The organism is Vogesella sp. (assembly GCF_046297735.1).
GTDB lineage: Bacteria > Pseudomonadota > Gammaproteobacteria > Burkholderiales > Chromobacteriaceae > Vogesella > Vogesella urethralis.
Genome location: NZ_JBKBHK010000001.1, coordinates 69,580 through 93,306 on the forward strand (window position 1 = coordinate 69,580; position 23,727 = coordinate 93,306).

Here is a 23,727-nt window from a genome sequence, read left to right on the forward strand (position 1 = left end):
CATATGGAACACGCTTTCAAGGTGGCTGCCGTACAGATGGTGTCCACCACCGATTCGCAACGCAACCTGGCGCGTGCAGCCGAGCTGGTGGCCGAAGCCGCCGCCGCTGGCGCCCGGCTGGTGGTATTGCCGGAATACTTTTGCCTGATGGGGCGTGCCGACGGCGACAAGGTCGCCATCCGCGAAGCCTTCGGCGACGGCCCGCTGCAGCGCGGCCTGGCCGCCATGGCCCGCCAGCACGGCGTCTGGCTGGTAGCCGGTACCATCCCGCTGGCCTGCCCGGACCCGGACCGCGTGTTCAATACCCTGCTGCTGTACGCGCCGGACGGCAGCGTACACGGCCGTTACGACAAGATTCACCTGTTCGGTTTTACCGGCCAGGGCGAGCGTTATTGCGAGTCGGACAGCATCGTGCCGGGCAGCGAGCCGCTGCGCGTCAGCACGCCGCTGGCCGAGCTGGCGTTCGGCATTTGCTACGACCTGCGTTTCCCCGAGTTATTCCGCCGCATGGCGCCGTTCGACCTGCTGATCCTGCCGGCGGCGTTTACCGCCACCACCGGCGAGGCGCACTGGGAAGTGCTGCTGCGCGCCCGTGCCATCGAAAACCAGTGCTACGTGCTGGCGTCGGCGCAAGGCGGCAGCCATGAAAACGGCCGCCATACCCACGGTCAGAGCCTGCTGATCGACCCCTGGGGCAAGATCGTGGCCCAGCTGGACAAGGGCGAGGGCGTGGTGGTGGCCGACATCGACCCCACTCTTCTTCAATCGGTGCGTAGCCGCCTGCCGGCGCTGGCGCATCGGGTGTTTTCTTGAAAGAACAAGACATGAGCCAATTAGCCATTGCCGAACAACTGTTGCTGGCCCCGTACGGCGTGACCGAAAGCGTGATCGAGTCCACGCTGGGGCGCATGCTGGGCCACCAGATCGATTACGCCGACCTGTACTTCCAGAGCACGCGCAGCGAAGGCTGGAGCCTGGAAGAGGGCATCGTCAAGGCCGGCAGTTTCAGCATTGACCAGGGCGTCGGCGTGCGCGCCGTCGCCGGCGACAAGACCGCTTTTGCCTATTCCGACGATATCAGCGCCTTTGCGTTGGGCAAGGCGGCCGACGCGGTGCGCGCCATCGGTGCCGCAGGCGGCCACGGCAACGCCGGCGCGGTAGCCACCCGCCATGGCAGCAGCCTGTACGCGGCGGCCAACCCGCTGGACAGCCTGCCGGCCGAGGCCAAAGTGGCCATCCTGCAGAAAGTGGAAAAACTGGCCCGCGCCGCCGACCCGCGCATCATCCAGGTGATGGCCGGCCTGGCCGCCGAATACGACGTGGTTTACATCGCCCGCCACGATGGCGTGCGCAGCGCCGACGTCCGTCCGCTGGTGCGGCTATCGGTGACGGTGATTGCCGAACAGGATGGCCGCCGCGAAATGGGCAGCAGCGGTGGTGGCGGTCGTTATGATCTGAGCCGCTTTGGCGACGCGCAGATCGAGCACCACGTACAGAAGGCGGTACGTCAGGCACTGGTGAACCTGGAAGCCCGCCCGGCACCGGCCGGCCAGATGACGGTGGTGCTGGGCGCCGGCTGGCCCGGCGTGCTGCTGCACGAAGCCATCGGCCACGGCCTGGAAGGCGACTTCAACCGCAAGGGCACCTCGGCCTTCAGCGGCATGATCGGCCAGCGTGTCGCCGCAGCGGGCGTGACCGTGGTGGATGACGGCACGCTGCAAGACCGTCGCGGCTCGCTGTCCATCGACGACGAAGGCAACGCCACGCAGCGTACCGTGCTGATCGAGGACGGCATCCTCAAAGGCTATATGCAGGACGCGATGAACGCCCGCCTGATGGGCGTGGCCCCTACCGGCAACGGCCGTCGCGAGTCCTACGCCCACATCCCGATGCCGCGCATGACCAACACCTACATGCTGGGCGGCGACAAGACGCCGGAAGAGATCATCGCCTCGGTACCGGACGGCATTTATGCGGCCAACTTCGGCGGTGGCCAGGTGGACATCACCAGCGGCAAGTTCGTGTTTTCGGCGTCGGAAGCGTGGAAGATCGAAAACGGCAAGCTGGCCTACCCGGTGAAGGGCGCCACCTTGATCGGCAACGGCCCGGACGTGCTGAACTACGTGTCGATGATCGGCAACGACATGGCGCTGGACGAAGGCGTGGGCGTGTGCGGCAAGGAAGGCCAGAGCGTGCCGGTGGGCGTCGGCCAGCCCACGCTGCGCATCGACGGCGGCCTGACGGTAGGTGGTACGGCCTGAGAAACGAACCGGCGTGCCAGATGCGGGCACGCCGCCGGGGTTTTATTCAGTCCAGCCAGTGCTTCGCTTGGTAGCGCAGCATGTCATGCAGGCTGCTGCCTTCGTCGATTTGGGGAGTGTCAGGCAAATTACCCTGCATCAATTGGTGTTGCAGTTGCAAGAGTGTCTGTTCTCCGTATTGATCGGACGCGTAGGGCAGGATCTGCTGTAGTGTGTCGAGTACCTGCTGCAACAGTGGTCGTCGCATGCTGCGCTGTACATCGATAAACTCAGCCAGCAGGCCGTGGCGCGCTGCCTGGAAGCGGTTGTAGTCGTAAACGCTGTACAGTGCTTCTCGACCAGGCAAGGTAGGGCGTTTGGCGAGGTAGTAGCCTGCCAGTGCCTGGGTGTAAGTGGCCAGCATGACAGCATGGCTGAGTGTATGGGGTGTGTCGAAGATACGGACTTCTACCGTGCCGTACTCCGGCTTCGGACGAATGTCCCAGTACAGGTCTTTCAGGCTACTGATAATGCCGTGACTCGCCAGCATGCTGGCATGGCCGCAAAAGTCTTCCCAGTGTCGAATCTGGGCGGGCAAGTGACCGCTGTTGGGGAACGCATAGACGGCATTGCTGCGTGCAGAGGCAAACCCGCTGATTTCTCCCTGGACGTAGGGTGAAGACGCAGACAATGCGAGTAATGCAGGAATGTGAAACGCCAGCGCATGGCATAGCCAGATGGCGCTGTCGCCATCAGGGCAGCCAATGTGTACATGTTGGCCGAATACGGTAAATTGCCTCGCTAGGTAACCATACTGGCTAGCGAAGGCATGATAACGCGGGTTGTCGCTGATCCTGCGCTGGCGCCAGTCCTGAAACGGGTGGGTCCCGCCCCCGCAGGGCAGGGCGCCTAGTTTGTCGCTGTATTGTTGAAGCAAACTGCCGGATGCTTGTATGTCGTTACATAACGATTGACTGTTGTGATGTACCTTGCTGTTAATTTCTAGCATGGCGCATGTGACTTCCTGCTTGAACTGCTGATGGCCGTCGCGGTGCAGGTTGGCAAGCAGGTCTGGGGCGCACGGCATCAGGTCCAGTGATTGCTGGCATAAAAGCTGGATTTCCAGCTCTATGCCGACGGTACCGGGGTGTGACGGGGTAAAAGCGGGTACTAGCACGATGCGTCTCCTGAATAATATTTTTTGTACAAAACTATTTCTCACGAAAGAGCGTATGACGCAAGAGAAAGTTCCGGCTTCGCCGCTGGCGGTGTTGCAACTGTTTCGAGTAGTTTTCCGGGCGGCCCAGCAGTATTCGGCCGATACCGAAAAAGCACTGGGCATTTCCGGTGCCCAGGCCTGGTTGATGGCCGAGCTGTACGAGCACGGGCCGCAAAAAGCTGGCGAGTTGGCCGCCCGTATGGCGATCAAGCCGGCTACGCTCAGCAATATGCTGATCCGCATGGGGGAGATGGGTTACATCACGCGTCAGCGCAGCGAGCGTGACCAGCGCGTGGTGGAGGTATCGCTGACCGAACAGGGCCAGCAACTGATGGCTGCCAAAGGCTGTACCCCGCGCGGCTGGCTGCCGGAAGCGCTGGGCAAGCTGCCTCCGGAGCAGTTGGTATCGCTGGCGGGCGGGCTGGAAGCCATGCTGGCCGTCATGGGCGTGCCGGCCGAAGGCGGCGACAAACCGCTACCGTTTACCGAATAAGCCCTGGCCGCGTCAGGGCCACGACGGTTGACGCAGCCCGCGCGAACCCGGCACGAAAAACAAAACCCCCTTGCCATGGTGACGAGGGGGTTTTTTGCTGCGCGACTGCCTGTACGGCAGGTTGATCATGGGTACGGCCTGCGCTCAGGCCGGGTCATCCTCGAAGCGCATGGCAACCGAGTTGATGCAGTAGCGCTCGCCGGTAGGCGGCGGGCCGTCGTCGAACACGTGGCCCAGGTGGGCGTCGCAGCGGGCGCAGCGTACTTCGGTGCGGATCATGCCGTGGCTGGTGTCGCGGATGCGCAGGATGCTGCCGGCGACGGCTTCCTGCCAGAAGCTGGGCCAGCCGCAGCCGGCGTCGAATTTGGTGGCCGATTCGAACAGCAGGCTGTCGCAGCAGATGCAGTGGTAGCGGCCGTGGCGGTCGTGGAAGTAGTGCTCGCCGGTAAATGGCCGCTCGGTGCCGGCTTCGCGGGTCACGTAGTACTGTTCCGGCGTCAGCTGGGCGCGCCATTGTTGCGGGGTTTTCAGGATCTTGTCTGTCATGCGGTGTACTCCTTGCGGCCAACCCTGGCCGTATCAGATTTCATCCAGGGCGGTTTCGCCCAAGTGGCGGGTGTCGGCCCACAAATCCACCTGCCAGCGTTCGCCATCAAAACTTAACCAGTTCAGCGAGGCGTTGGGTACCACGATCATGCGTTGCCCTTGCAGTGGTTGGCCGCTGGCCAGGCGGTAGATCATGTCCAGTACCCCGCCGTGTGCCACCAGCAATACCCGTTGGCCGCGGTGCGTGTTGGCCAGTTGCCGTACCGCGCCGTGGATGCGGTCGGCAAAAGCCTGGATGCTCTCGCCGCCGTACAGGTCGTGCTGCAGGCTGCGTTCGCTATAGGCTGCCCAGGCGGCCGGGTGCGTGCGCGCAGCCTCGTCCAGCCGTGCCCCCTGCATGGCGCCGAAGTGGCGTTCCATCAGCGCGGCGTCGGTGGCCAGCGGCAGGCCGACGGCGTGGGCCAGCGGTACGGCGGTATCGAAAGCGCGGCGCAGCGGGCTGCTGTACAGCGCGTCAAAGCGGTGGCCGGCGGCGGCAACGGCGTCGGCCAGCTGGCGCGCCTGGCGCTGGCCTTGCGCATTCAGCGGAATGTCGAGTTGGCCTTGCAGCCGGCGTTCGGCGTTCCAGTCGGTTTCGCCGTGGCGAACCAGGCAGAAGCGGGTGGCAAGGTGGGGCATGGGTACGGTCTCGCTAGCAGTGGTTAAGCCAGTTTACCCGACAGTCTCAGGCCAGCGCGACTGCCAGGCCCAGCGGCACGAACAGCAGGCTGGCGAGGTTGCCGATCAGCACGATGGACGCCATGCGTTCCGGCTCTTGCCGGTACAGCTCGGCCATCAGGAAGTTCAGCACCGCCGGCGGCAGCACGCCAAACAGCACCAGCAATGCGTGTTGCTGGCTGTCCAGCTGCAGCAGTGGCGATACCAGCAGCGCGCCGGCCAGGCCGGTTAGCGGGCATAGCACCGCCCCCAGTACGCCGATGCGCCAGCCGGCCAAGCTGACGTCCAGCATGCGTACGCCCAGGGCAAACAGCATCAGCGGAATGGTCATGTCGCCCAGCATCTTGGCCCCCAGCATCAGCCAGTCCGGCAGGTGCCAGCCGGCCACGCCAAACAGCAAGCCCAGCGCGGTGGCGATGACGATGGGGTTGCGCGCCAGCCCGCGCCAGCTGGTGTGCCGGCTGAAGATGAAGGCGCCCAGGGTGAAGTGCAGCAGGTTGGAGATGACGAACAGCACCACGAAGGCGTTGAAACCATCGCGGCCAAAGGCCAGCAGCGCCAGCGGCAGCCCCATATTGCCGCAGTTGTTGAACATCACCGGCGGCAGCAGCGTGCGCGGGCTGACACCGGCCAGCCGGCACAGCGGCCAGGCCAGTAGACCGGAGACGGCCACCACCAGCGCGGCGGCGGGTAGCAGCTTCCATTGCGCCAGCAGCTGGAAGTCGCGCGCCGACAGGGCGGTGAATACCAGCAGCGGTACGCAGACGTCCATGTTCAGCTTGTTGGCTGCCCGCATGTCGGGCTTGGCGTGGCGAGCGTACAGCCAGCCGGCCAGTACGATCAGCAGAACCGGCAGGATGATGGTGAGGATGCGTTCGATCATGATGGCGGGCCGGAAAGAGGAATGGGCATTGTGCTGCCAGACCGTAACGAGGCGGGCGAGGGTTTACCCTTGGTCTGGCGATGGGCTGGCGAACAGGCTGTTCGCCAGTACGGGTTCACAAGATGCCGACGCCGGAAATCTCGCGTGCCAGGTTGGCCGCGTAGTTGTCGGTCATTGCACCGATGTAATCCAGCACGCCCATATAGGCTTGGTACAGGGTCTGGTCATCGTGCAGCGGGCGCGGTAGCAGCCCTAATGCTAGTGCCTGGCGCGGGCTGAGCGCGGCCTCGCCGCCGCTGATGCGGGCATGCACGGCCGGCACCAGCACGTCGAGTACGGTGGCGATGCAAGGGTAGGATGCCAGCTCGGTTACCAGCTTGGTGCGGTGGCGGTACACCTTCTGGCTGGCCAGCGCCTTGGCGTCCTGCAGGGTTTGTTTGATGTCCGGCGCGCAGACGTCGATCAGGTCTTTGCCCGGGAAGGTGCCGGCCAGCAGCGTGTCCTGGTGCAGCATGAATTTCTCGGCCACCTCGGCCACGCAGCGGCCAACCGCTATCCCGCGCAGCATGGCGCATTTCTGGCTGATGTCCTGGGTTTGCCAGACGCGTTCGGTTTCGCCGAAGTGGCTGAACAGCATTTCGAACTCGCGTACGTCCAGAATGCCGATTTCGACCGCGTCCTCCAGGTCGAGGATGGCGTAGCAGATGTCGTCGGCTGCTTCCATCAGGTAGGACAGCGGGTGGCGGCACCATTCGCGTTCGCCCTTGCGCAGCAGGCCCAGCTCGGCGGCGACGCGTTCAAAATAGGGCAGCTCGGTGCGGTAGATGTTGAATTTGCCACGTGCCTGCGCGCGCGGGGCGTCTGATGTCCACGGGTACTTGATCAGCGCGCCGAGGGCGGCGCTGGTTAGCCGCATGCCGCCTTCGCCCTGGTACATCTCCAGGCTGGCGACCATGCGCAGGCCGTGGGCGTTGCCTTCATAGGTCTGGATGTCATGCCGTTCGGCGTCGCTCAAACCAGCCAGCAGCGCCGCGTGGCGCGGGTCTCGGAACCACTCGCGCAGCGCGTCCTCGCCGGTGTGGCCGAACGGCGGGTTGCCGATATCGTGTGCCAGGCAGGCCACTTGCACCGCACCGCCGATATCGAACGGCGTATAGCCGTCCGGCAGCAGGCCCTGCGCCTGCATCATCGCGCCTACACGGTTGCCCAGGCTGCGGCCAACGCTGGCCACTTCCACGCTGTGGGTGAGCCGGTTGTGGGTGTGGTCGTTCGGCGCCAGCGGGTGAACCTGGGTCTTGCGCCCCAGACGGCGGAAGGCGCTGGAAAACACCACGCGGTCGTGGTCGATGTGGAAATCGCTGCGCAAGCCGGCTGCGCCTTCCAGCGTGGCAGGGGTGCGCGTTTCGCGGATATCGTCGCCGGCCACCTTGAAACGGCGGGTGGACAGCAGTTGCGGCCAGTGCATGCGGTCGGTGCTCATGATCATGCCTTGCAAGAGGGGGTGACGGCATGATGCCAGAATCGCGGCCCGGGCTGTAAGGTTGGCCGTAGGCTGCATTGCTGGCGCTGCGGCCTTGCGCGTAAGGCAGGCCGGTGCTTGTATGCGGTGAAGTGGTATTAAATAAATAAAATTGTTTACTTAATTAGCCAAACAAGCGTAGCCTGTATTTATCGATATAGCCGGCCTGTGCCGGCGAAAGCCGCCGATGACTGCTGCACACCCCAAACTGATCCTGTTGGCTATTTGCCTGGTGGCCTTGATGAGCACGGCCGGCGTGGCTATGCCTTACCCCATTCTGGCGCCCATCTTCGTGGATGCGCCAGCCGATGGTTTCAACCACTTCGCTGGCTTGCCGCCCAAACTGTTGCTGGGCATTGCGCTGGCGGCCAACCCGCTGGGCATTTTGCTGGGCAGCAGCTTCATCGGCGCGCTGTCCGATCGCCTGGGTCGCCGCCGCGTGCTGCTGGCTACGCTGACGCTGACCTTGCTGGGCTATCTGCTGACTGCGTGGGCCTTGCATATGCGCTGGTACTGGCTGTTTGCCTTTGCCCGTTTCCTGACCGGGGTGACCGAGGGCAATGTAGCGGTGGCGCGGGCCATCGTGGCCGACCTGCACCCGCAGCTTGATCGCGCGCGCAGCTTTGCCATCCTGAACGCGGTGCTGTACATGGGCTGGCTGGTGGGGCCGATGATAGGCGGCTTTACCTTGCCGCTGGGCGAGCCGGTGCCGTTCATGATCGGCGCGCTGACGCTACTGCCTTGTCTGGCCATCCTGCTGTGGGTGTTGCCGGAAACCGGTGCCATCACCGGCCTCGCCGGCAAATCGGTACTGGCCACCGTGCGCGAGCAGCATGCTTTCCGCCTGCTGCGGCAGGATCACACGCTGGCGGCGCTGTTCTGGATGCAGCTGGTGTTCGCGCTGGGTGTCAACGCTTTTTACGAGTTTTACCCGCTGTGGCTGGTGGAGTTTGCGCGGCTGGACAGTACCGGCATTGCCTGGGTCACCGCCGGCTTGTGCCTGGTGATGACGCTGAGCAGCACGCTGGTGGGCAAGCTGGGCATGGGGGCCGACCCGCTGCGGCGCGCGCGACAGCAGGCGGTAATGCTAGGTTTGGGTTTGCTGCTGTTTGCGGCGTTACCGCCGGCAGCCGGCTTGTGGTTGATGATCGTGCTGGGTTTGCCGCTGGCTATCTACAACGCGGTGTTGCCGAGCTGGTGTGCCGAGCGCTTTGCGGCGTACGGGCAGGGCAGCGTGATGGGTTTGCTGAGTACCATTTTCTGTATCAGCAATGTGACGATTGCCATTCTGGGCAGCCTGCTGACCTTGCTGGACACTCGTCTTACCATCGCGCTGGGTGGCTGCATGTGCCTGCTGGCGGTGATCATGCTCAATCGTTTGTTGCGTAGCGGGAGGGAGGCGTGATGGCTGGTGTCGATAAGGTACTGTACCTGCTGAAAACCCGCGGCGAGCAGACCGCACAAACGCTGGCCGAGTTGCTGCAGCTTACCAGTATGGGCGCGCGCAAACATTTGGAGGCGTTGCAGCAGCGTGGCCTGGTGTGTAGTGAAGACAGGCCGGCGGGCAAGGGGCGCCCGGCGCGTTACTGGCAGCTGACCGACGCCGGGCACGCCCGCTTTCCGGACCGGCATGGCGAGTTGACCGCCCAGTTGCTGGTCTTGTTGCGGGAAACGGCGGGCGAAGCGGCGGTGGAGGCCTTGATTACCGCCCGCGAACAACAGGCCATGGCGGTGTACCGCGCCGGCATGGCCGCTGCGGCCAACCTGCCGGCGCGGCTACAGCGTCTGGCGCAAATGCGCAGTGACGAGGGCTATATGGCCGAGCTGACCCAGGACGGCGATAGTTGGCTGCTGATAGAAAACCACTGCCCGATCTGTGCCGCGGCGCGTGCCTGCCAGGGCTTCTGCCGTTCGGAGCTGCAGCAGTTTGCTGCCTTGTTGCCGCTGGCCGAAGTCCGCCGCGAAGCGCACTTGCTACAGGGTGGCCAGCGCTGCGTTTACCGCATCACCCCCTTAGCCGCCGATTGACACGGTAGGCGCCCGCTTGTCAGCTTGCTGGCAGTGCCGGTTGCTAGCCTCATCAGCAAGTGGCTGCCGGGGCTTACCCGGCTACGGTCAGACTGTTATCTTGGTGTTTTAATCTTGCAGCTACCCAGTATGTCTCATTCCCCTGTGCACAGCCCGGTTCTGGGCGTGGTGGGCTGGTCCGGCAGTGGCAAGACCACGTTGCTGGAGCAGCTGCTGCCCAAGTTGGCCGCAGCCGGCTTGCGCGTGTCGGTGGTGAAGCACAGCCACCACGCTGTCGATTTCGATACTCCGGGCAAGGATAGCTACCGCCACCGCGCTGCCGGTGCCGCGCAGGTAATGCTGCTGGGCGATCGCGGTGTGGCGGTCTACGAAGACCTGGCCGCGCCGCTGGACCTCGCCGCCCAGCTGGCGCGCTTGCAGCCGGCAGACCTGGTGATCCTGGAAGGGCAGAAGTGCTTAGCCGTGCCCAAGCTGGAAGTGCACCGCCCGGCGCTGGGCAAGGCCTTGCTGCAGCCGGACGATCCCGACATTCTGGCAGTCGCCAGCGACGTCGCCCTGCCGGCGCTGGCGGTGCCGCAACTCGACCTCAACGATATCGATGCCATCGCCGCCTTTGTGCTGCGCTGGCGGGAGCAACAAGCATGAGCAGCATCCGCATCCTGTACTTTGGCCGTCTGAAAGACGCCGTCGGCCACGCCGACGAAACCCTGGACTGGGCTGGCGGCAGCACCAGCCAGCTGCTGGCGCAACTGCGCGACCGTGGCGAGGCGTGGGCCGGCGCGCTGGCCGAGGGCCAGGTGTTCCGTGTGGTGGTCAACCAGCAGATCGTGCGCGGCGACGCCGACATCCCGGTCGGGGCGGAAGTCGGCATTCTGCCGCCGGTAACGGGGGGCTGACATGCATTGCGACATCACCATCCAGACCGCGCCGTTTGACCTGGGCGCCGAAGAAGCGGCGTTGCGTGCGCAAGCCGGCGACGCCGGCGCGCTGGTGACGTTCCAGGGCATGGTGCGCGGCCACGACGCCGCCATCCCGCTGACGGCGCTGTTCCTGGAGCACTACCCGGGCGTGACCGAAGCCGAAATCCGTCGCATCGCCGAGGACGCCGCCGCACGTTGGCCGCTGACGGCGGTACGGGTCATTCACCGCGTGGGCAGCCTGGCGCCGGGCGAGGGTATCGTGCTGGTACTGGTGGCGTCCGGCCACCGCGCGGCGGCGTTCGCTGGCGCGGCCTTCCTGATGGACTACCTGAAAACCGAAGCGCCGTTCTGGAAGCGCGAACACTTTGCCGACGGCAGCCAGCGCTGGGTGGACGCCAAGGCCAGCGACGGCGACGCCGCCGCGCGCTGGGCCTGAACCACGGCTTGGGCGCCACACTGCCGGTGTGCTGGCAGGCCCTTGTCACATCTTTGATCATCCCGTGGCACCCGGCGCGTTAGCGCTGGCGGCCAACCCCGCTGTGCCGTACTCAGGCCTGCGCTTGATCCTCTCGGTCTGCCCACGGCTGGCTGGCGCGTTGCAGGCGGTCGCGCACCGCGTCCCAGGCGCTGTCTGCCGGCGGCTGCAGCACCAGAATGCGGGCGCAGCCGCTGCGGTCGGCCTCGTGCAGCGCGTCGTACAGCTGGCTGGCGTAGCCGTCGGCATCGGCCGGCAGGCAGCGTTGCCAGCCGGCGCTGGTCAGCGGCGCGCCGTGATGGATGACGGCGCTCTGCGGCAGCGCTGCGGCCAACCCTGCCAGCGCGCTGGCGCTAACGCTAAAGCACGGCGTGCGCGGTGCGTAGTGCGAGGCCAGGGCGCCGGGCACACGCGGCGCGTTCGGCGCCGGGCGGCGGGCGACCTGTAGCAGCGGCGCCAGCTGCTCGGCGCTGATGCTGCCGGGGCGCAGGATGGTGGGCTGCGCGCCGGACAGGTCGAGAATGGTGGATTCAATACCCAGCGTGCACGGCCCGCCGTCTACCACGGCGGCGATGCGGCCCTGCATGTGCTGCTGCACGTGCGCGGCGCAGGTGGGGCTGATCTGGCCGAACGGGTTGGCCGACGGCGCCACGATGGCGCGGCCTAACCGGCTCAGGATGCCCTGCAGCGCAGGGTGCGACGACCAGCGCACGGCCACCGTGCTTTGGCCGCCGTTCACCAGCGGCGATACGCCCGGTGCGGCCTTCAGCACCAGCGTCAGCGGGCCGGGCCAGAAGCGTTCGGCCAGCGTGTACGCCAGCGGCGGAATGTCGCTCGCCCAGCGGGTCAGGTGGTCCAGCTGCGGCAAGTGCACGATCAGCGGATGGTCGGCCGGGCGGCCCTTGGCGCTGAAAATGCCGCGTACGGCGTCGGGCTGGTCGGCCACGGCGGCCAGGCCGTACACGGTTTCGGTGGGGATGGCCACCTGCAAGCCGGCAGCCAGCAGCTGGGCGGCGGTGTCGAGGTCGGCGGCAGAATCGGTCAGGTATTGCATGGTTTGCTACTCAAGGGTTGCATAAATCGCACTGTGCCGGCGACGCCGGCTCGGTGCAGGGTTGTTCATGGTGATGGCCGCAGCAGGGGCAGGCCCACTGCCAGGCGCGTGGCTGGGTTGTTGGCGCGCCGCAGTCGGCGCACGCGGCACCCGCTAGCGGGCGAGCGGCGTGCCAGCCGGGGGCGTGGCATTGCGGGCAGTGGCTGGCCAGGCGGCTGGCCAGTGCCTCGGCGCAGCGGCCGATCAGCGCCATGCGGCCCGGGTTGCGGTGCGCGCGCAGGTCGGTTTCCAGCAGCGCCGGGCTGGCAAGGTTGGCCGCGTCCAGCGCCTGCTGCAGCGTGGCGGCGTCGGCGTCTTTCAGCCAGCCGGCGTCACCCGGCAGTTGCAGCATCACGCCGGTAGCGGGGTGGCCGGCCTGCTGCAGGGCGGGTGCCAGCGCGGCGGCGTCGGCCAGCGTCCAGCGCCGGTACCACGGCGCCGGTCCGTCGGCCCAGGCTTCGATGGCGTAGCCGCGTTCGGCGTTCCAGCACACGATCAGCTCGCGCCCCCACGGCAGGCTGCCCAGCCACGGGTCGGCGCTGGCGCTGCCTTCGCTGCCCAGGCCGTAGTGGCTGCCGCCCAGCTGGCAGGCCAGCTGCGCCTTGTACAGCGCGGCGTCGCGCTGGCTGCCGTGGCGCGGGATGTCGCGGCTGAAGGTGCCCAGGCTGTCGGTATCGAAACCGTCGTACTCCGTTACCTGCCAGCCGATGGCCGCCAGCGGCGGGGCGATGACGGCGGCCTTACCGTGGCGGGTGAGCAGGGTGGCGCGTTCACTCATGTTGCCACCCGTCGCCGTGCTTGCGCTGTAGCTGGCCGTCGTGCACGGCGTACAGGTGCAACCAGCCGCCGGCCACCAGGCGGGCCAGCTGCGGCTGCCGCGCCAGCACGCCATCGATATGCCCGGCCGGCGCGGCAATGCAGGCCGCCAATCGCAGCGCCTGGTGCCGCCAGCGGGTGCCGTCGTGTACCGATTGCTGCGACAGGCCGATACGCAGATCGCCGCTATTGCCCTCGAACACGCCGATGCGGCCGCCCACCACGTTATGCAGCACCTTGTTGCCGCTGCCGAAGCGCACCGGATCGGCCACCGCGGCGAAGTACTGCATGTTGATCCAGTGCGCCACCACCAGCGGCCCGGCCAGGATGCCGGCCAGCGTGTCGCCGTCGGGGTCTTGCTGCCAGTGGTATTCCTGCAGGAAGGCGCGGCCGCCCAGCTCTAGCTGCCGGGTAAGCGCGCGTGGCGCGGCGATGAAGAAGGCGTTGTTGGCCAGCCCCCATTCCGGCCGCGTTTCGGCCCAGTGGTGGCCGCGCTCGCGCAGTGCCGGCAGCGGGTCGTGCGCGGGTATGGCTTCGCCTTGCTGGCGGGCGCGTTCGCGGCGGGCGCTGCTGCCGGCGGCGGCCAGCAGCGGGGCCAGCGCGCTGGCGCGTTCTGCCAGCAGCGGCGCCGGGTCGGCCAGCGGCAGCAGCTGCAGCTCGTCGCTGTGCGTCAGGTGCAGCGCCGGCAGGAACACCGTCAGCGGCGGGATGGCGTAGCCATGTGCGGCCAACTGCTGGCGGATGTCGTCACGGTTCAGCCAGCCGGCCAGCAGCAGCACGTGCAGGTGGCCACCGTGGCCGCCGCAGGCACCGCATTGCAGGCTGGATGCGTGCGGGTTGTTGCTGCTGTGGCTGGCGTGGCCCACCAGCAGCACGGTGTCGGGCAGCGGCTCGCCCAGCCCCATCGCCGGCAGCAGGCGCAACAGTTGCTGGCAGACGGTGTCAAGGTCGGGCGTGGCGGCCAGGCGGGCGGCGTCGGCGTCGCGCGCCAGCCACGGGTCCAGCTGGCTCAGCCGGGCGGCGGCGCGGCGCGGCCAACTCTTGCGCAGCAGCTTGCCCAGCTTGGCCAGGCCGGTGCTTTCCACCAGCGTGAACGACGACAGTGGCGCGCGTTCGAAATGCTGCCAGCTGTCCAGCCGTGCCGGCGCGGCTGGCAAGGTGGCGTCCCATTGCGGCGCCAGCAGGCCGGGCAGGCGTGCCTGACCGGCAGCATCGCCACCGTGGATGGCCAGCGGCAGGCCGAAGAAGCCGGCAAAACCGCTGCTGCTGCAGCCGGGCAGCTGTTGTTCCAGCGCACGGCGCATGGCCTCGGAACGCACGTCGATACAGAACACGGCGTGCACGCGGCCGGGCTTGGCCGCCGGCGCGGTGGCCGGCTGGCGGCTGGCGGCGGCCAACTGTTGCAGCAGCGGGCGATGGGTAGCGTGCTCGGCAGCGCGTTGCCAGATCAGCCCGGCCGGCAGCGTGGCCGGCGCGGCAAAGGCGCTGTCCCACTGTTGCTGCCAGCGCTGCCATACGGTGCCGGTGTGGCGCTGGCCGTCGTCCAGCAGGCATTCCCACGCCAGCTGGATGGCCAGCAGCCCGTGCAGGCTGCGCTCGTCGCCACCTTGCAGTTGCTGTTGCCAACCCAGGTAGCGGCACCACGCGGCCCAGCCGCCGTTGCGCAGCAGCAGCGCGTGCAGCCAGTCGGCCAGCCAGGTGCTGCCCGGTTGCAGCTGTGCCAGCGCCAGCGCCACCATGCTGTCGGCGTCGGCCGGCAGCGCGCCGATATCGCGGCGGATGCGGGTGGCCAGGGCGTTATCCGGCGTGGGCACCGGCTGCAGCGCCATGTCGTCGCGCCAGGCCTGGTACAGGCAGCGCTGGCGGTCCGGCTGCCATTCGGCCTGGTGGCGGTCGAACCAGGCAGCGCAAAACTGGCTTACCTGTTGCACGATGACGCTGCGCCAGTCCTGCAGGCCGTGGTGGCCGGCGCCGTCGCCGCGCAGCGCACTTTGCAGGGGCAGCGGGGCAGCGGCAGGCGCATCGTGCTGGCTGGCCAGCCACGCGCTGGCGCTGGTGGCGACGCCGTAGTCGTGCAGTGCGGCTTGCAGGTGGGCCAGCGTGAGCTCGCCCTGTTGCAGCTGGCTGCGGTAATGCGCCAGCGGCATGTGCAGCGGGCTGGCGGCCAACTGCTGTAGCAGGCCGGCAGCGTCGGCAAAGGAACGCTGCTGTAGCCCCCAGTACGGCGAGCTGGCCAGCTGGCTGTCCAGCGGCCAGGCCGGGGCGATGCGGCCCAGCGCGTCGTGGAGGGCGTCGGCCTGCGCCAGCGTGGCGTGGCCTGGCGGGAAGCGGTCAGTCATGGCGTGCTCCTGCGGGGGTAAGGCGGCGGGCCAGCGCCTGGCTACGGCGCGTCCACCATTCATCAAGATACAAACCGCCGAAGGCCAGCGCGTACAGACGGCGCGACAGCGGGTGGTGCGGTTGCCATTGCAGCCAGCCTTGCAGCAGGTACAGCGCGGCAAACGCGGTGGCCAGCAGCCATTGCAGCCACACGAAGGCGTGCGCGGCGTCGCCTTGCAGGCCGGCAAACACCGTGTGCAGCAGCAGGTAGAGCTGACACAGCAGCAGGGCGGCGGCGGCGCCGGCCAGGCTGCCAAACAGCGGCGCTAGCCCCAGACCGATGATGGCGGTCAGCAGCAGCGGCGGCGCCGGTACCTCGTCCGCCAGCGTGTGCCACAGCGCAATGCTGGCCAGCAGCGCGGCCACGCCGGCGGCGCCTTGCAGCAGGTGGCACCACGGTGCGCGCGGCTCTGCCATGGCCGGGTGCTGGATGCTGTGCCGCACCTGGTTACCGGAGCTCAGAAAGGCGTGCGCCTTGTAGACCGAGTGCGCGGCCAGGTGCAGCAGCGCCAGCGAGTACAGGCCCAGGCCGCACTCCAGCACCATGAAGCCCATCTGCGCGCAGGTGGACCACGCCAGCCGCAGCTTGATGCTGATGCGCGTCAGCATCACCCAGCTGGCCAGCGCGGCGGTGAGCGCACCCCAGACCGTCAGCAGCATGGCTGCCGCCGGCACCGCTTGCCACAGCCCGGCCAGCTTGATCAGCACCACGCCGGACAGGTTCACCACGCCGGCGTGCAGGAAGGCCGACACCGGCGTTGGCGCCTCCATCACCTGCGTCAGCCAGCCGTGGAACGGCAGCAGTGCGGTCTTGATCACCACGCCCAGCACCACCAGCAAGGCTGCAACACCGCGCACCAGGTTGGCCGCACCGTGTAGCGTGGTGCCGGCGTCGGCCAGCAGCAGCGAACCGGTGCTGGCCACCATCAGCAGCGCCGCCAGCAGCAGCGTGCCTTCTGCCAGCCGGCTGGCCAGCGCCTCGCGCCGCGCCGCCAGCAGCGCCTGCGGCCTATCGGGGTAGTAGGTAAGCAGCGTGTGCAGCGCGCGGCTGGTGATGGCCCAGCCGGCCAGCAGTGTCAGCCAGTCGTGGCTGGCCACCACCAGCGTGGCACCGGCCAGCAGCCAGCCTGCGGCGCGCAGAAAGCGCATCTGGCCGGGCTCGCCCTGCAGGTAACGGCGGGCAAAGCGCAGCACCACCCAGGCCAGCAGCTGGATCAGCAGCTGGAACAGCGGCGCGGCCACGCTATCGCCGTACAGCAGCAGGCCCAGCGCCAGCGCGCTGCCGGCCCAGCCGCAGGCGGTGGCCAGCTGCCAGCGCCGGGCGTCGGCCAGCGGCAGCAGCGCCGGCAGCAGCCACAGCACGGCCAGCAGATGATGTGAAACAAGCAGTGCAGACATGGAAAACATCCCGAAAATCGATAGCCGGCACTGTGCACGCAAAAAAGCGTTCGGTAAAATACATTAAAACGCTGTAATTGTTCGGTTAAATAGAATGATAAATCGACTCAACTTTCATCACCTGTACTACTTCTGGTCGGTGGCCAGCGAAGGCCACCTGACGCGCGCCGCCGAGCGCCTGCATATCTCGCAGTCGGCGCTGTCGTCGCAGATCCGCCAGCTGGAAACGCAGCTGGGCACGCCGCTGTTTCTGCGCGAGGGGCGCAAGCTGCTGCTGACCGACATGGGCGTGAAGGTGATGCGCTACGCCGAGGCCATCTTTTCGCTGGGCAACGAGCTGCTGGCCGCCACCCACGACGGCGACGGCTGGCGCGGCAGCACGCTGCGCATCGGCAGCGTGTCCACGCTGTCGCGCAACTTCCTGGAAAACTTCCTGCAGCCGGTGCTGGCCAGCCGCGAGGTAAAGCTGGTGCTGGAAGCCGGCGACCTGGACAGCCTGCTGGCGCGGCTGGGCAGCTACGAGCTGGACGTGGTGTTGAGCAACCGCCCGGTGATTGCCGACGACAAGCACCCGTGGCGTTGCCGCACGCTGGACCGGCAGGCGGTGTTTCTGGTGGGGCCGCCGCGCGACGGCGACACGGCGCCGGACCTGGCGGTCACGCTGTCGCAGCAGCCGCTGATCGTGCCCAGCGCCAAGAGCGAGATCCGCGTGCGATTCGACCTGATGTGCGAGCAGCTGGGCATCCAGCCGCGCATCCACGCCGAGGTGGACGACATGGCCATGCTACGGCTGCTGGCGCGCGATTCCGGCTCGCTGGCGGTGCTGCCGGCCATCGTGGTGAAAGACGAGCTGGACCGCGGCGTGCTGCAGCTGTACGCCGCGGTGCCGGGGGTGGAGGAAACCTTCTACGCCATTACCGTGCGCAAGCGCTTCGAGACGCGGCGGCTGCAGGCGCTGTTCGACCGCTTTGCCGCAGCAGGGCAGGGCTGAGGCAGCCTGTACAAGCCACAAGGCCCCGGCCCGCAGTATGCGGGCCGGGGCCTTGTAACGTGGGCTCGGTACTAGCCCAGCAGCGCGCTGCGCAGCCGCGCCGGGTGGTAGCTGAGCGTCATCAGTAACAGCAGCAGCACGGTGCCAGCCAGCATCTGCCACGACAGCGCGTAGCTGGCGGTGAGGTCGCGCAGCCAGCCGGCGGCAAACGGCGCCACCGCCGCCAGCAGGTAGCCCACGCCCTGCACGAAGGCGGTGAGGTCGCCGGCGGTGTGCGGGTCGTCGGCGTGCTGCAGGGTAAGGATCATGGTCAGCGGGAACAGGCCGCCAATGCCGGCGCCCAGCAGCGCCACAAACAGCAGGCTGTGCTGGCCCGGCAGCCAGGCCAGGCCGGCCAAACCCAGCAGGTTGGCCGCAAGGGTCGCCAGCAGCCACGGGCGGGCGTCGCTGTGGCGGGCGGCCAGCAACGGCAGCAGCAGGCCGGTGGCGACCTCGAAAGCGGTCATGTAGCTCAGCATCAGGCCGGCTTGTTGGCTGCTGTAGCCGAGGAACACAAAGAACGGTGCCAGCCACGCCAGCGTGCACACGTACACACCGGTGCCGATGCCGAAGTACAGTGCCAGCGACCAAGCGCGGCGGCGGCCGAACAGGCGGCCGATATGGCTGGGCACGGCAGCGTGCTGCTGGCAGTCGGCCGGCGCGCGCCATTGCCACAGCAGCGCGGTCAGCACCGCCGGCAGCGCCCACAGCGCCATCGCCTGGCTCCAGCCCAGCGCGCTGCCCAGCCAGGGTGTGCTGGCAGCGGCCAGCGTGGCGCCGCCCATGATGGAGGTAACGTACAGGCCCATCATCAGCGACACATGGCGGCCGCCGTGCTGCTTGATCAGCGCCGGCACCAGCGCCTGCACGATGGCAATGCCCAGGCCGGCCAGTGCGGCCGACAGCATCAGGCTGGTGGTGTCCGGCAGCAGGCGCAGCAGGCAGGCGGCGCCAATCAGCAGCACGCCGCTGAGAATGCCGCCCTTGCTGCCCAGCCAGCGGCGGAACAGCGGCAGGGCAAAGGCGCACAGGCCGATCATGGCCACGGGCAGGGTGGTGAGCAGGGCGGCGCCGCCAAAGCTGAGGCCGGTGGCCGCGCGCAGCGGCTCCAGTAGCGGGCCGGTGGCGGCCAGGATGGGGCGCAGGTTCAACCCGCATAGCAGGATGAGCAGGGTAAGCAGGCGTGTCTGGGATGGCATGGGTGTTCCTCCATCGGCAGCACGCGCCGTCAGGCCGCGCGCAGCCTGACGGTATGTATCAAGCAAAAGCGGGTTAGCGGTTTTCCAGCGCGGTCAGCCAGCGTTGCAGCAGGGCGGCCAGCGCTTGCCGTTCGTCGGCGGGCAGGTGCGCCAGCAGGTCGAGCTGGGCGTCGGTATGCGGGGTCAGCGCGGCGTCTACCTTGGCGAGGCCCGCCGGCGACAGGCGGATCATCACCCCGCGGCGGTCGGCGTCGTCCGGCAGGCGCTCCACCAGGCCGGCGTTTTCCAGCTTGTCGATGCGCTTGCTGATGCCGCCGCTGGTCAGCAGCAGCGATTGCGACAGCTGGGTGGGGCTCAGCGTGTACGGCGTGCCCTGGCGGCGCAGCGTCACCAGTACGTCAAATTCGCCGTATTTCAGCTGGTGTTGCGCCAGCACGCTGTCGCGTACCTGCTCGAAATAGCCCATCAGGCGCGCAATGCGCCCCAGCACCGCCAACGGGGTGGTGTCGAGCGAGGGTTGGGTCAGTTGCCATTCGGCAATGATGCGGTCGATCTGGTCCATGGCGCGTAGTGTAGGCAAAACTTCCGCAGAAGTCACTTCCGGGGAAGCTATTTTTCGTCGCGCCATGCTGCCGTTCGTCGCCGGCCGGCCCCGTTCATCCGGCGCGGCAACCGTTCGTCGCAGGCGGCTACCGCTGGCCGGGCAAAGGGCTACGCTGGCAGCATTCCTGTCACCGGAGCGCATCATGTCAGCCATCGAAGTTGTCGACCTCAGCCGCCATTACCGGCTGGGTAGCGTGGAGGTTCCCGCGCTGCGCGGCGTCAGCCTGCGTATTGCAGCCAACGCCTTTACCGTCCTCAGCGGCCCGTCGGGCAGCGGCAAGTCCACCTTGCTCAATCTGTTGGGCGGGCTGGACCGCCCCGACAGCGGCCATGTCGTTGTAGCCGGCCAGCGCCTGGATACGCTGGACGACAACCGCCTCAGCGATTTTCGCGCCCGCCACATCGGCTTCGTGTTCCAGCACTTCAACCTGCTGCCGGTGCTGACCGCGCGCGAAAACGTGGAATACCCGCTGCTGCTGGCCGGCGTGGCCGCCAGCGAGCGCCGCCGCCGTGCCGCCGAGCTGCTGGACGCGGTAGGCCTGGCCGACCGTGCGGACAACCTGCCGGGCCAGCTGTCCGGCGGCCAGCGCCAGCGGGTGGCCATTGCCCGCGCGCTGGCCTTGCGCCCGGCACTGGTGCTGGCCGACGAGCCCACGGCAAACCTGGACAGCCACACCGGCGCCGCCATCATCGCGCTGATGCGTGACATGCAGCGCCAGTACCAGACCTGCTTTGTGTTCTCGTCGCACGACGCGCAGCTGCTGGCCGCCGCCGACCACGCCGTGCTGCTGCGCGACGGCCAGCTACAGGCGCCCGCCGCCGTGAAGGAGGCCGCATGAACACGCTACAGTTGGCCGCGCGCAACCTGGTGCGCAACCGCCGCCGCACGCTCACCACCTTGCTGGCAATGATCGTCGGCGTGGTGGCGGTGCTCATCTTTGGCGGCTACGACCGCAACATCCGCCTGGGCCTGGAAACCGACTTCGTCCGCGCTAGCGGGCATTTGCAGATCCAGCATCGCGACTACTTCCTGTTTGGCAGTGGCAACCCGGCTGCCTACGGCATTCGTGACTACATGCAGCTGATGCACACCCTGCAGGCCGACCCGCAACTGGCGCCGTTGCTGCAAGTGGTGACCCCGGTGCTGGACCTGGGCGGCATTGCCGGCAACTTTGCCGCCGGCGTGTCGCGCACCGTGTACGGCCGAGGCGTGGACGTGGCCGGGCAAAACCGGCTGAAACAGTGGAACGACTACCACATGGTGGGCCTGCCGCAACGCAGCGTGGCGCTGACCGGCACCGCACCCAACGCCGCAGTGGTGGGCACCGGCGTGGCACGCGTGCTGCAGCTGTGCGGCCCCTTGCAGGTGCAGGACTGCCCGCAGCCGCTGCCGGAGCAGCAACAGGGCAAGGCCATGCCGGCCGACCTGGCGGCCTTGCCGGTTGCCGCGCCGGCGGCCAACGTTGGCCGCGTGCAGATCGAGCTGCTGGCAGCGCGTGCCAGTGGCGCGCCCAATGTGGCCAGCCTGCAGGTGGTGAAAGCCGAGCAGCAGGGCGTGAAGGCGCTGGACGACATCAGCGTGCAGCTGCACCTGACGCAGGCGCAGCAACTGGTGTACGGCCAGGGCGCGCCGCAGGTCAGCGCCATCGTGCTGCAGCTGCGCCACAGCAGCGACATGCCGGCGGCGCGGGCCCGCCTGGCACAGCTGCTGCAAGGCGGTAGCCAGCCGCTGGTGGTGCAGGACTTTGCCACCCTCAACCCGCAGTACGGCCAGATTACCGGCATGTTTGCCGCCATCCTCGGTTTTGTGGCGGTGCTGATCGGCGCCATCGTGCTGTTTACCGTGGGCAACACCATGAGCATGGCGGTGGTGGAGCGCACGGTGGAAATCGGCACCCTGCGCGCGCTGGGCCTGCGTCAGGCCGGTATCCGCCGCCTGTTTGTCAGCGAAGGCTTGTTGCTGGGGGTGAGCGGCGCGCTGCTGGGCAGCCTGCTGGCGCTGGGTCTGGCCTGGCTGATCAACCACAGCGGCCTCACCTGGCTGCCGCCGGGCAATAGCGAGCGCATCCCGCTGCTGGTACGCGTGGCTGGCGAGTACGGCATGCTGCTGGCTACTGCCGTCGGCCTGATCGTGTTGTCAGTGCTGTCGGCTTGGTGGCCGGCCCGCCGCGCCGCCCGTCTGGATATCGTGGAGGCCCTGCGTCATGCGTAACCTCCTGTTTACCCTGTTGTTGGCCGCCGGGCTTGCCCAGGCCGCGCCGGACGCGCAGCAACTGCTGGCCGCCAGCGACGCCATCCGCAACCCCGGACAGTCGTTTTCGCTGGACAACACGCTGATCGAGTACCGCAACGGCCGCGAGCAAGGCCAGACCCAGCTGCAGATCTATGCCCGCCCGGCCAGCGACAGCGGCCAGTACCGCAACCTGATCCGCTTTCTGGCGCCGTTGCGCGACGCCGGCAAGCTGATGCTGAAAAACGGCAACGAGCTGTGGTTCTACGACCCGGCCAGCAAGGCCAGTGTGCGCATCTCGCCGCAGCAGCGCCTGCTGGGCCAGGCTGCCAATGGCGACGTGATGACGGTCAACTTGGCGCGCGACTACCGCGCCCGGCTGGACGGCGAAGAGGCTATCCAGGACGGCGAGCGCCAGACCCGTGCCAGCTACCGGCTGGCGCTGCAGGCTAGCCACGACGACGTGACCTACCCGCGCATCACGCTGTGGGTGGACGCGGCCAACAGCCGGCCGATTAAGGGCCAGTTTTACAGCGACAGTGGCCGTCTGCTGAAAACCGCCTTTTACCGCCGCTACCAGCTGCAACTGGGCGTGCAGCGGCCGTCGGAGACGGTGATCATCGACGGTCTCGACCCAGCCTGGATTACCGTGATGCGCATCGGCAACCTGGTGGCACGCGACACCCCGGAAACCTGGCTGCAGCGCGACTACCTGCCGCGCTTCCGGGCGGAGTAGACCATGCCGCGCTTGCCCCTTTGCCTGCTGTTGGCCGCCATGCCGCTACCGGTGCTGGCCGATGCCAGCGCCGAACTGGACGCGCTGACGCTGGCCGATGCCGCCGTCAGCCAGCCGCAAAGCGATAGCCCGCTGCACGGCCAGTTGCAGCTGTCGCGCTGGCAGGGCAGCCAGTGGCAGGGCTTTGCCAGCGTGCGGCTGGACAGCGTGCTGCAGCCCGGCTGGCGCGCAGTGCTGGCCGACCGGCTGGACTTCCGGCCGCAGGCCGGCGGGCCGGCGCAGGTGAACTCGCTGCAGGAGGCCTACCTCAGCTGGCAGCCGTCGCCCGCGCAGGCGCTGGATGTGGGCCGCATCAACCCGCGTGGCGGCGTGGCGCTGGGCTTCAACCCGCTGGACGTGTGGCGCGACAGCGGCCTGCGTGCCGCCGTCAGCACCGACCCGGCCAGCGCCCGCGACAACCGGCTGGGGGTGGTGATGCTGCGCGCCCAGCAGCTGTACGACGGTGGCAGTGTTGGCGTGTTGCTGGCGCCGGCGCTGGCCGGCGCGGCCAACCCGGCACCGTGGTCGCCGGACTGGGGCAGCAGCAACCGCCGCGAGCGCTGGCAGCTGCAAGCCAGCGTGGCCGGCAGCGGCAGCCTGCGCACGCAATGGCTGCTGGCCGGCGGTGCCGGCGAAACGTTGCAGCCTGGCGTGGCGGCCAGCCTGCTGCTGGGCGACGCCACCACCGTGTACGGCGAGGCCAGCGCCAGCCGGCGGCACGATCTGGCCGCTGGCGGCGCGCGCCGCTGGCGGGCGCTGGGCGTGCTGGGGCTGGGCTACACCGCCGCCACGCGGCTGACGCTGCACGCCGAGTGGCACTACAACGGCCAGGCGCTGGCCGCGGCCGATTGGGCGGCGTTGCAGGGGCAGGCCTACGGCCGTTACCGCCAGGCAGCGCAGCAGGCGGCGCTGGCACCCACGCGGCAGCAGTGGTTCCTGCACGCCGAGTGGCAGGATTTTCTGCGCCCGGGGCTGGTCGCCACCGCCATGCTGCGGCATGATCGCGTCGATGACAGCCGGTTTTTTAGCACCGGCTTGCGCTGGCAGGGCGACCGGCTGGCGCTAGGCGTCAACGCCGAGCGCGGCCTGGGCCGCCAGGGCAGCCACTACGGCAGCCAGGCCTTGCGCTGGCAGCTTTTCAGCAACTTCTACTATTGAGACCGG

Annotated in this window: 24 protein-coding genes; 13 read left to right on the plus strand and 11 right to left on the minus strand. The window is 67.8% G+C overall.

The features are described from left to right. Positions 1-3: 3 nt before the first annotated feature. Positions 4-813 (plus strand): carbon-nitrogen hydrolase family protein, encoded by an 810-nt coding sequence (locus ACK4FZ_RS00370; protein ID WP_409817783.1) that lies wholly within the window; start codon positions 4-6, stop codon positions 811-813. Between the two features lie 11 nt (positions 814-824). Further along, entirely contained in the window at positions 825-2,261 is a 1,437-nt protein-coding gene (gene tldD, locus ACK4FZ_RS00375) for a metalloprotease TldD (RefSeq protein ID WP_409817784.1), read from the plus strand. A gap of 46 nt (positions 2,262-2,307) precedes the next feature. Here tldD and ACK4FZ_RS00380 read toward each other — a convergent pair whose 3' ends face one another. Next, the gene (locus ACK4FZ_RS00380; protein ID WP_409817785.1) at positions 2,308-3,417 is read right to left on the minus strand and encodes a YbdK family carboxylate-amine ligase; all 1,110 of its coding nucleotides are present in this window, start codon (positions 3,415-3,417) and stop codon (positions 2,308-2,310) included. Positions 3,418-3,472: 55 nt separating this feature from the next. On the opposite strand from ACK4FZ_RS00380, the gene ACK4FZ_RS00385 reads away from it, so the two are divergent. Further along, entirely contained in the window at positions 3,473-3,952 is a 480-nt protein-coding gene (locus tag ACK4FZ_RS00385) for a MarR family winged helix-turn-helix transcriptional regulator (RefSeq protein WP_409817786.1), read from the plus strand. 144 nt (positions 3,953-4,096) lie between these two features. Here the strand turns inward: ACK4FZ_RS00385 and msrB are convergent, their stop codons facing one another. The 4 genes from msrB to ACK4FZ_RS00405 all read right to left on the minus strand — a co-directional run bounded on the left by msrB (position 4,097) and on the right by ACK4FZ_RS00405 (position 7,578). Further along, entirely contained in the window at positions 4,097-4,498 is a 402-nt protein-coding gene (msrB, locus tag ACK4FZ_RS00390; RefSeq protein WP_409817787.1) for a peptide-methionine (R)-S-oxide reductase MsrB, read from the minus strand. Between the two features lie 33 nt (positions 4,499-4,531). Next, positions 4,532-5,176 carry a histidine phosphatase family protein gene (locus ACK4FZ_RS00395; RefSeq protein ID WP_409817788.1) on the minus strand — a complete coding sequence of 215 codons (645 nt, stop codon included), beginning with the start codon at positions 5,174-5,176 and terminating at the stop codon, positions 4,532-4,534. Positions 5,177-5,222: 46 nt separating this feature from the next. Next, on the minus strand, positions 5,223-6,098 hold the full coding sequence (locus tag ACK4FZ_RS00400) for an AEC family transporter (protein ID WP_409817789.1): 876 nt from the start codon (positions 6,096-6,098) through the stop codon (positions 5,223-5,225). Positions 6,099-6,213: 115 nt separating this feature from the next. Then, complete coding sequence (locus tag ACK4FZ_RS00405; RefSeq protein ID WP_409817790.1) at positions 6,214-7,578, minus strand: deoxyguanosinetriphosphate triphosphohydrolase; 1,365 nt, start codon at positions 7,576-7,578, stop codon at positions 6,214-6,216. 226 nt (positions 7,579-7,804) lie between these two features. Between ACK4FZ_RS00405 and ACK4FZ_RS00410 the strand changes: the two genes are divergently transcribed. From ACK4FZ_RS00410 to ACK4FZ_RS00430, 5 genes are all read left to right on the plus strand, one after another. Continuing rightward, the gene (locus ACK4FZ_RS00410; RefSeq protein WP_409817791.1) at positions 7,805-9,022 is read left to right on the plus strand and encodes an MFS transporter; all 1,218 of its coding nucleotides are present in this window, start codon (positions 7,805-7,807) and stop codon (positions 9,020-9,022) included. Beyond that, the gene (locus tag ACK4FZ_RS00415; protein ID WP_409817792.1) at positions 9,022-9,645 is read left to right on the plus strand and encodes a helix-turn-helix transcriptional regulator; all 624 of its coding nucleotides are present in this window, start codon (positions 9,022-9,024) and stop codon (positions 9,643-9,645) included. Before ACK4FZ_RS00410 ends, ACK4FZ_RS00415 begins: the two co-directional genes overlap by 1 nt. A gap of 129 nt (positions 9,646-9,774) precedes the next feature. Beyond that, on the plus strand, positions 9,775-10,290 hold the full coding sequence (gene mobB, locus ACK4FZ_RS00420; protein WP_409817793.1) for a molybdopterin-guanine dinucleotide biosynthesis protein B: 516 nt from the start codon (positions 9,775-9,777) through the stop codon (positions 10,288-10,290). After that, on the plus strand, positions 10,287-10,541 hold the full coding sequence (locus ACK4FZ_RS00425) for a MoaD/ThiS family protein (protein WP_409817794.1): 255 nt from the start codon (positions 10,287-10,289) through the stop codon (positions 10,539-10,541). The genes mobB and ACK4FZ_RS00425 overlap by 4 nt, the downstream gene beginning before the upstream one ends. 1 nt (position 10,542) lies before the next feature. Further along, positions 10,543-11,001 (plus strand): molybdenum cofactor biosynthesis protein MoaE, encoded by a 459-nt coding sequence (locus ACK4FZ_RS00430; RefSeq protein ID WP_409817795.1) that lies wholly within the window; start codon positions 10,543-10,545, stop codon positions 10,999-11,001. A 112-nt stretch (positions 11,002-11,113) separates the two neighbouring features. Here the strand turns inward: ACK4FZ_RS00430 and ACK4FZ_RS00435 are convergent, their stop codons facing one another. The 4 genes from ACK4FZ_RS00435 to ACK4FZ_RS00450 are packed head-to-tail and all read right to left on the minus strand — an operon-like array spanning position 11,114 to position 16,726. Continuing rightward, positions 11,114-12,094, minus strand: a complete 981-nt coding sequence (locus tag ACK4FZ_RS00435) for an L-threonylcarbamoyladenylate synthase (RefSeq protein ID WP_409817796.1) — start codon at positions 12,092-12,094, stop codon at positions 11,114-11,116. Between the two features lie 10 nt (positions 12,095-12,104). Next, a complete protein-coding gene (locus tag ACK4FZ_RS00440; RefSeq protein WP_409817797.1) occupies positions 12,105-12,911 on the minus strand; it encodes a DUF6671 family protein in 807 nt (268 codons plus the stop codon). Further along, positions 12,904-15,288, minus strand: a complete 2,385-nt coding sequence (locus ACK4FZ_RS00445) for a putative inorganic carbon transporter subunit DabA (RefSeq protein WP_409817798.1) — start codon at positions 15,286-15,288, stop codon at positions 12,904-12,906. The genes ACK4FZ_RS00440 and ACK4FZ_RS00445 overlap by 8 nt, the downstream gene beginning before the upstream one ends. After that, on the minus strand, positions 15,281-16,726 hold the full coding sequence (locus ACK4FZ_RS00450) for an NADH-quinone oxidoreductase subunit L (RefSeq protein WP_409817799.1): 1,446 nt from the start codon (positions 16,724-16,726) through the stop codon (positions 15,281-15,283). Before ACK4FZ_RS00450 ends, ACK4FZ_RS00445 begins: the two co-directional genes overlap by 8 nt. A gap of 94 nt (positions 16,727-16,820) precedes the next feature. On the opposite strand from ACK4FZ_RS00450, the gene ACK4FZ_RS00455 reads away from it, so the two are divergent. Continuing rightward, on the plus strand, positions 16,821-17,717 hold the full coding sequence (locus ACK4FZ_RS00455; RefSeq protein WP_409817800.1) for a LysR family transcriptional regulator: 897 nt from the start codon (positions 16,821-16,823) through the stop codon (positions 17,715-17,717). Between the two features lie 71 nt (positions 17,718-17,788). Here ACK4FZ_RS00455 and ACK4FZ_RS00460 read toward each other — a convergent pair whose 3' ends face one another. Both ACK4FZ_RS00460 and ACK4FZ_RS00465 read right to left on the minus strand, forming a co-directional pair. Beyond that, complete coding sequence (locus ACK4FZ_RS00460) at positions 17,789-18,955, minus strand: cyanate transporter (protein ID WP_409817801.1); 1,167 nt, start codon at positions 18,953-18,955, stop codon at positions 17,789-17,791. Between the two features lie 73 nt (positions 18,956-19,028). Continuing rightward, positions 19,029-19,517, minus strand: coding sequence for a MarR family winged helix-turn-helix transcriptional regulator (locus ACK4FZ_RS00465; RefSeq protein ID WP_409817802.1), 489 nt, complete (start codon positions 19,515-19,517; stop codon positions 19,029-19,031). A gap of 184 nt (positions 19,518-19,701) precedes the next feature. On the opposite strand from ACK4FZ_RS00465, the gene ACK4FZ_RS00470 reads away from it, so the two are divergent. From ACK4FZ_RS00470 to ACK4FZ_RS00485, 4 genes are read left to right on the plus strand one after another with little or no spacing between them, the layout of a single operon-like run. Continuing rightward, entirely contained in the window at positions 19,702-20,397 is a 696-nt protein-coding gene (locus ACK4FZ_RS00470; protein ID WP_409817803.1) for an ABC transporter ATP-binding protein, read from the plus strand. Beyond that, on the plus strand, positions 20,394-21,770 hold the full coding sequence (locus ACK4FZ_RS00475) for an ABC transporter permease (protein WP_409817804.1): 1,377 nt from the start codon (positions 20,394-20,396) through the stop codon (positions 21,768-21,770). Before ACK4FZ_RS00470 ends, ACK4FZ_RS00475 begins: the two co-directional genes overlap by 4 nt. After that, entirely contained in the window at positions 21,763-22,524 is a 762-nt protein-coding gene (locus tag ACK4FZ_RS00480; RefSeq protein ID WP_409817805.1) for an outer membrane lipoprotein-sorting protein, read from the plus strand. Before ACK4FZ_RS00475 ends, ACK4FZ_RS00480 begins: the two co-directional genes overlap by 8 nt. A gap of 3 nt (positions 22,525-22,527) precedes the next feature. Next, complete coding sequence (locus ACK4FZ_RS00485) at positions 22,528-23,721, plus strand: hypothetical protein (RefSeq protein WP_409817806.1); 1,194 nt, start codon at positions 22,528-22,530, stop codon at positions 23,719-23,721. The last annotated feature ends 6 nt before the right edge of the window (positions 23,722-23,727 follow it).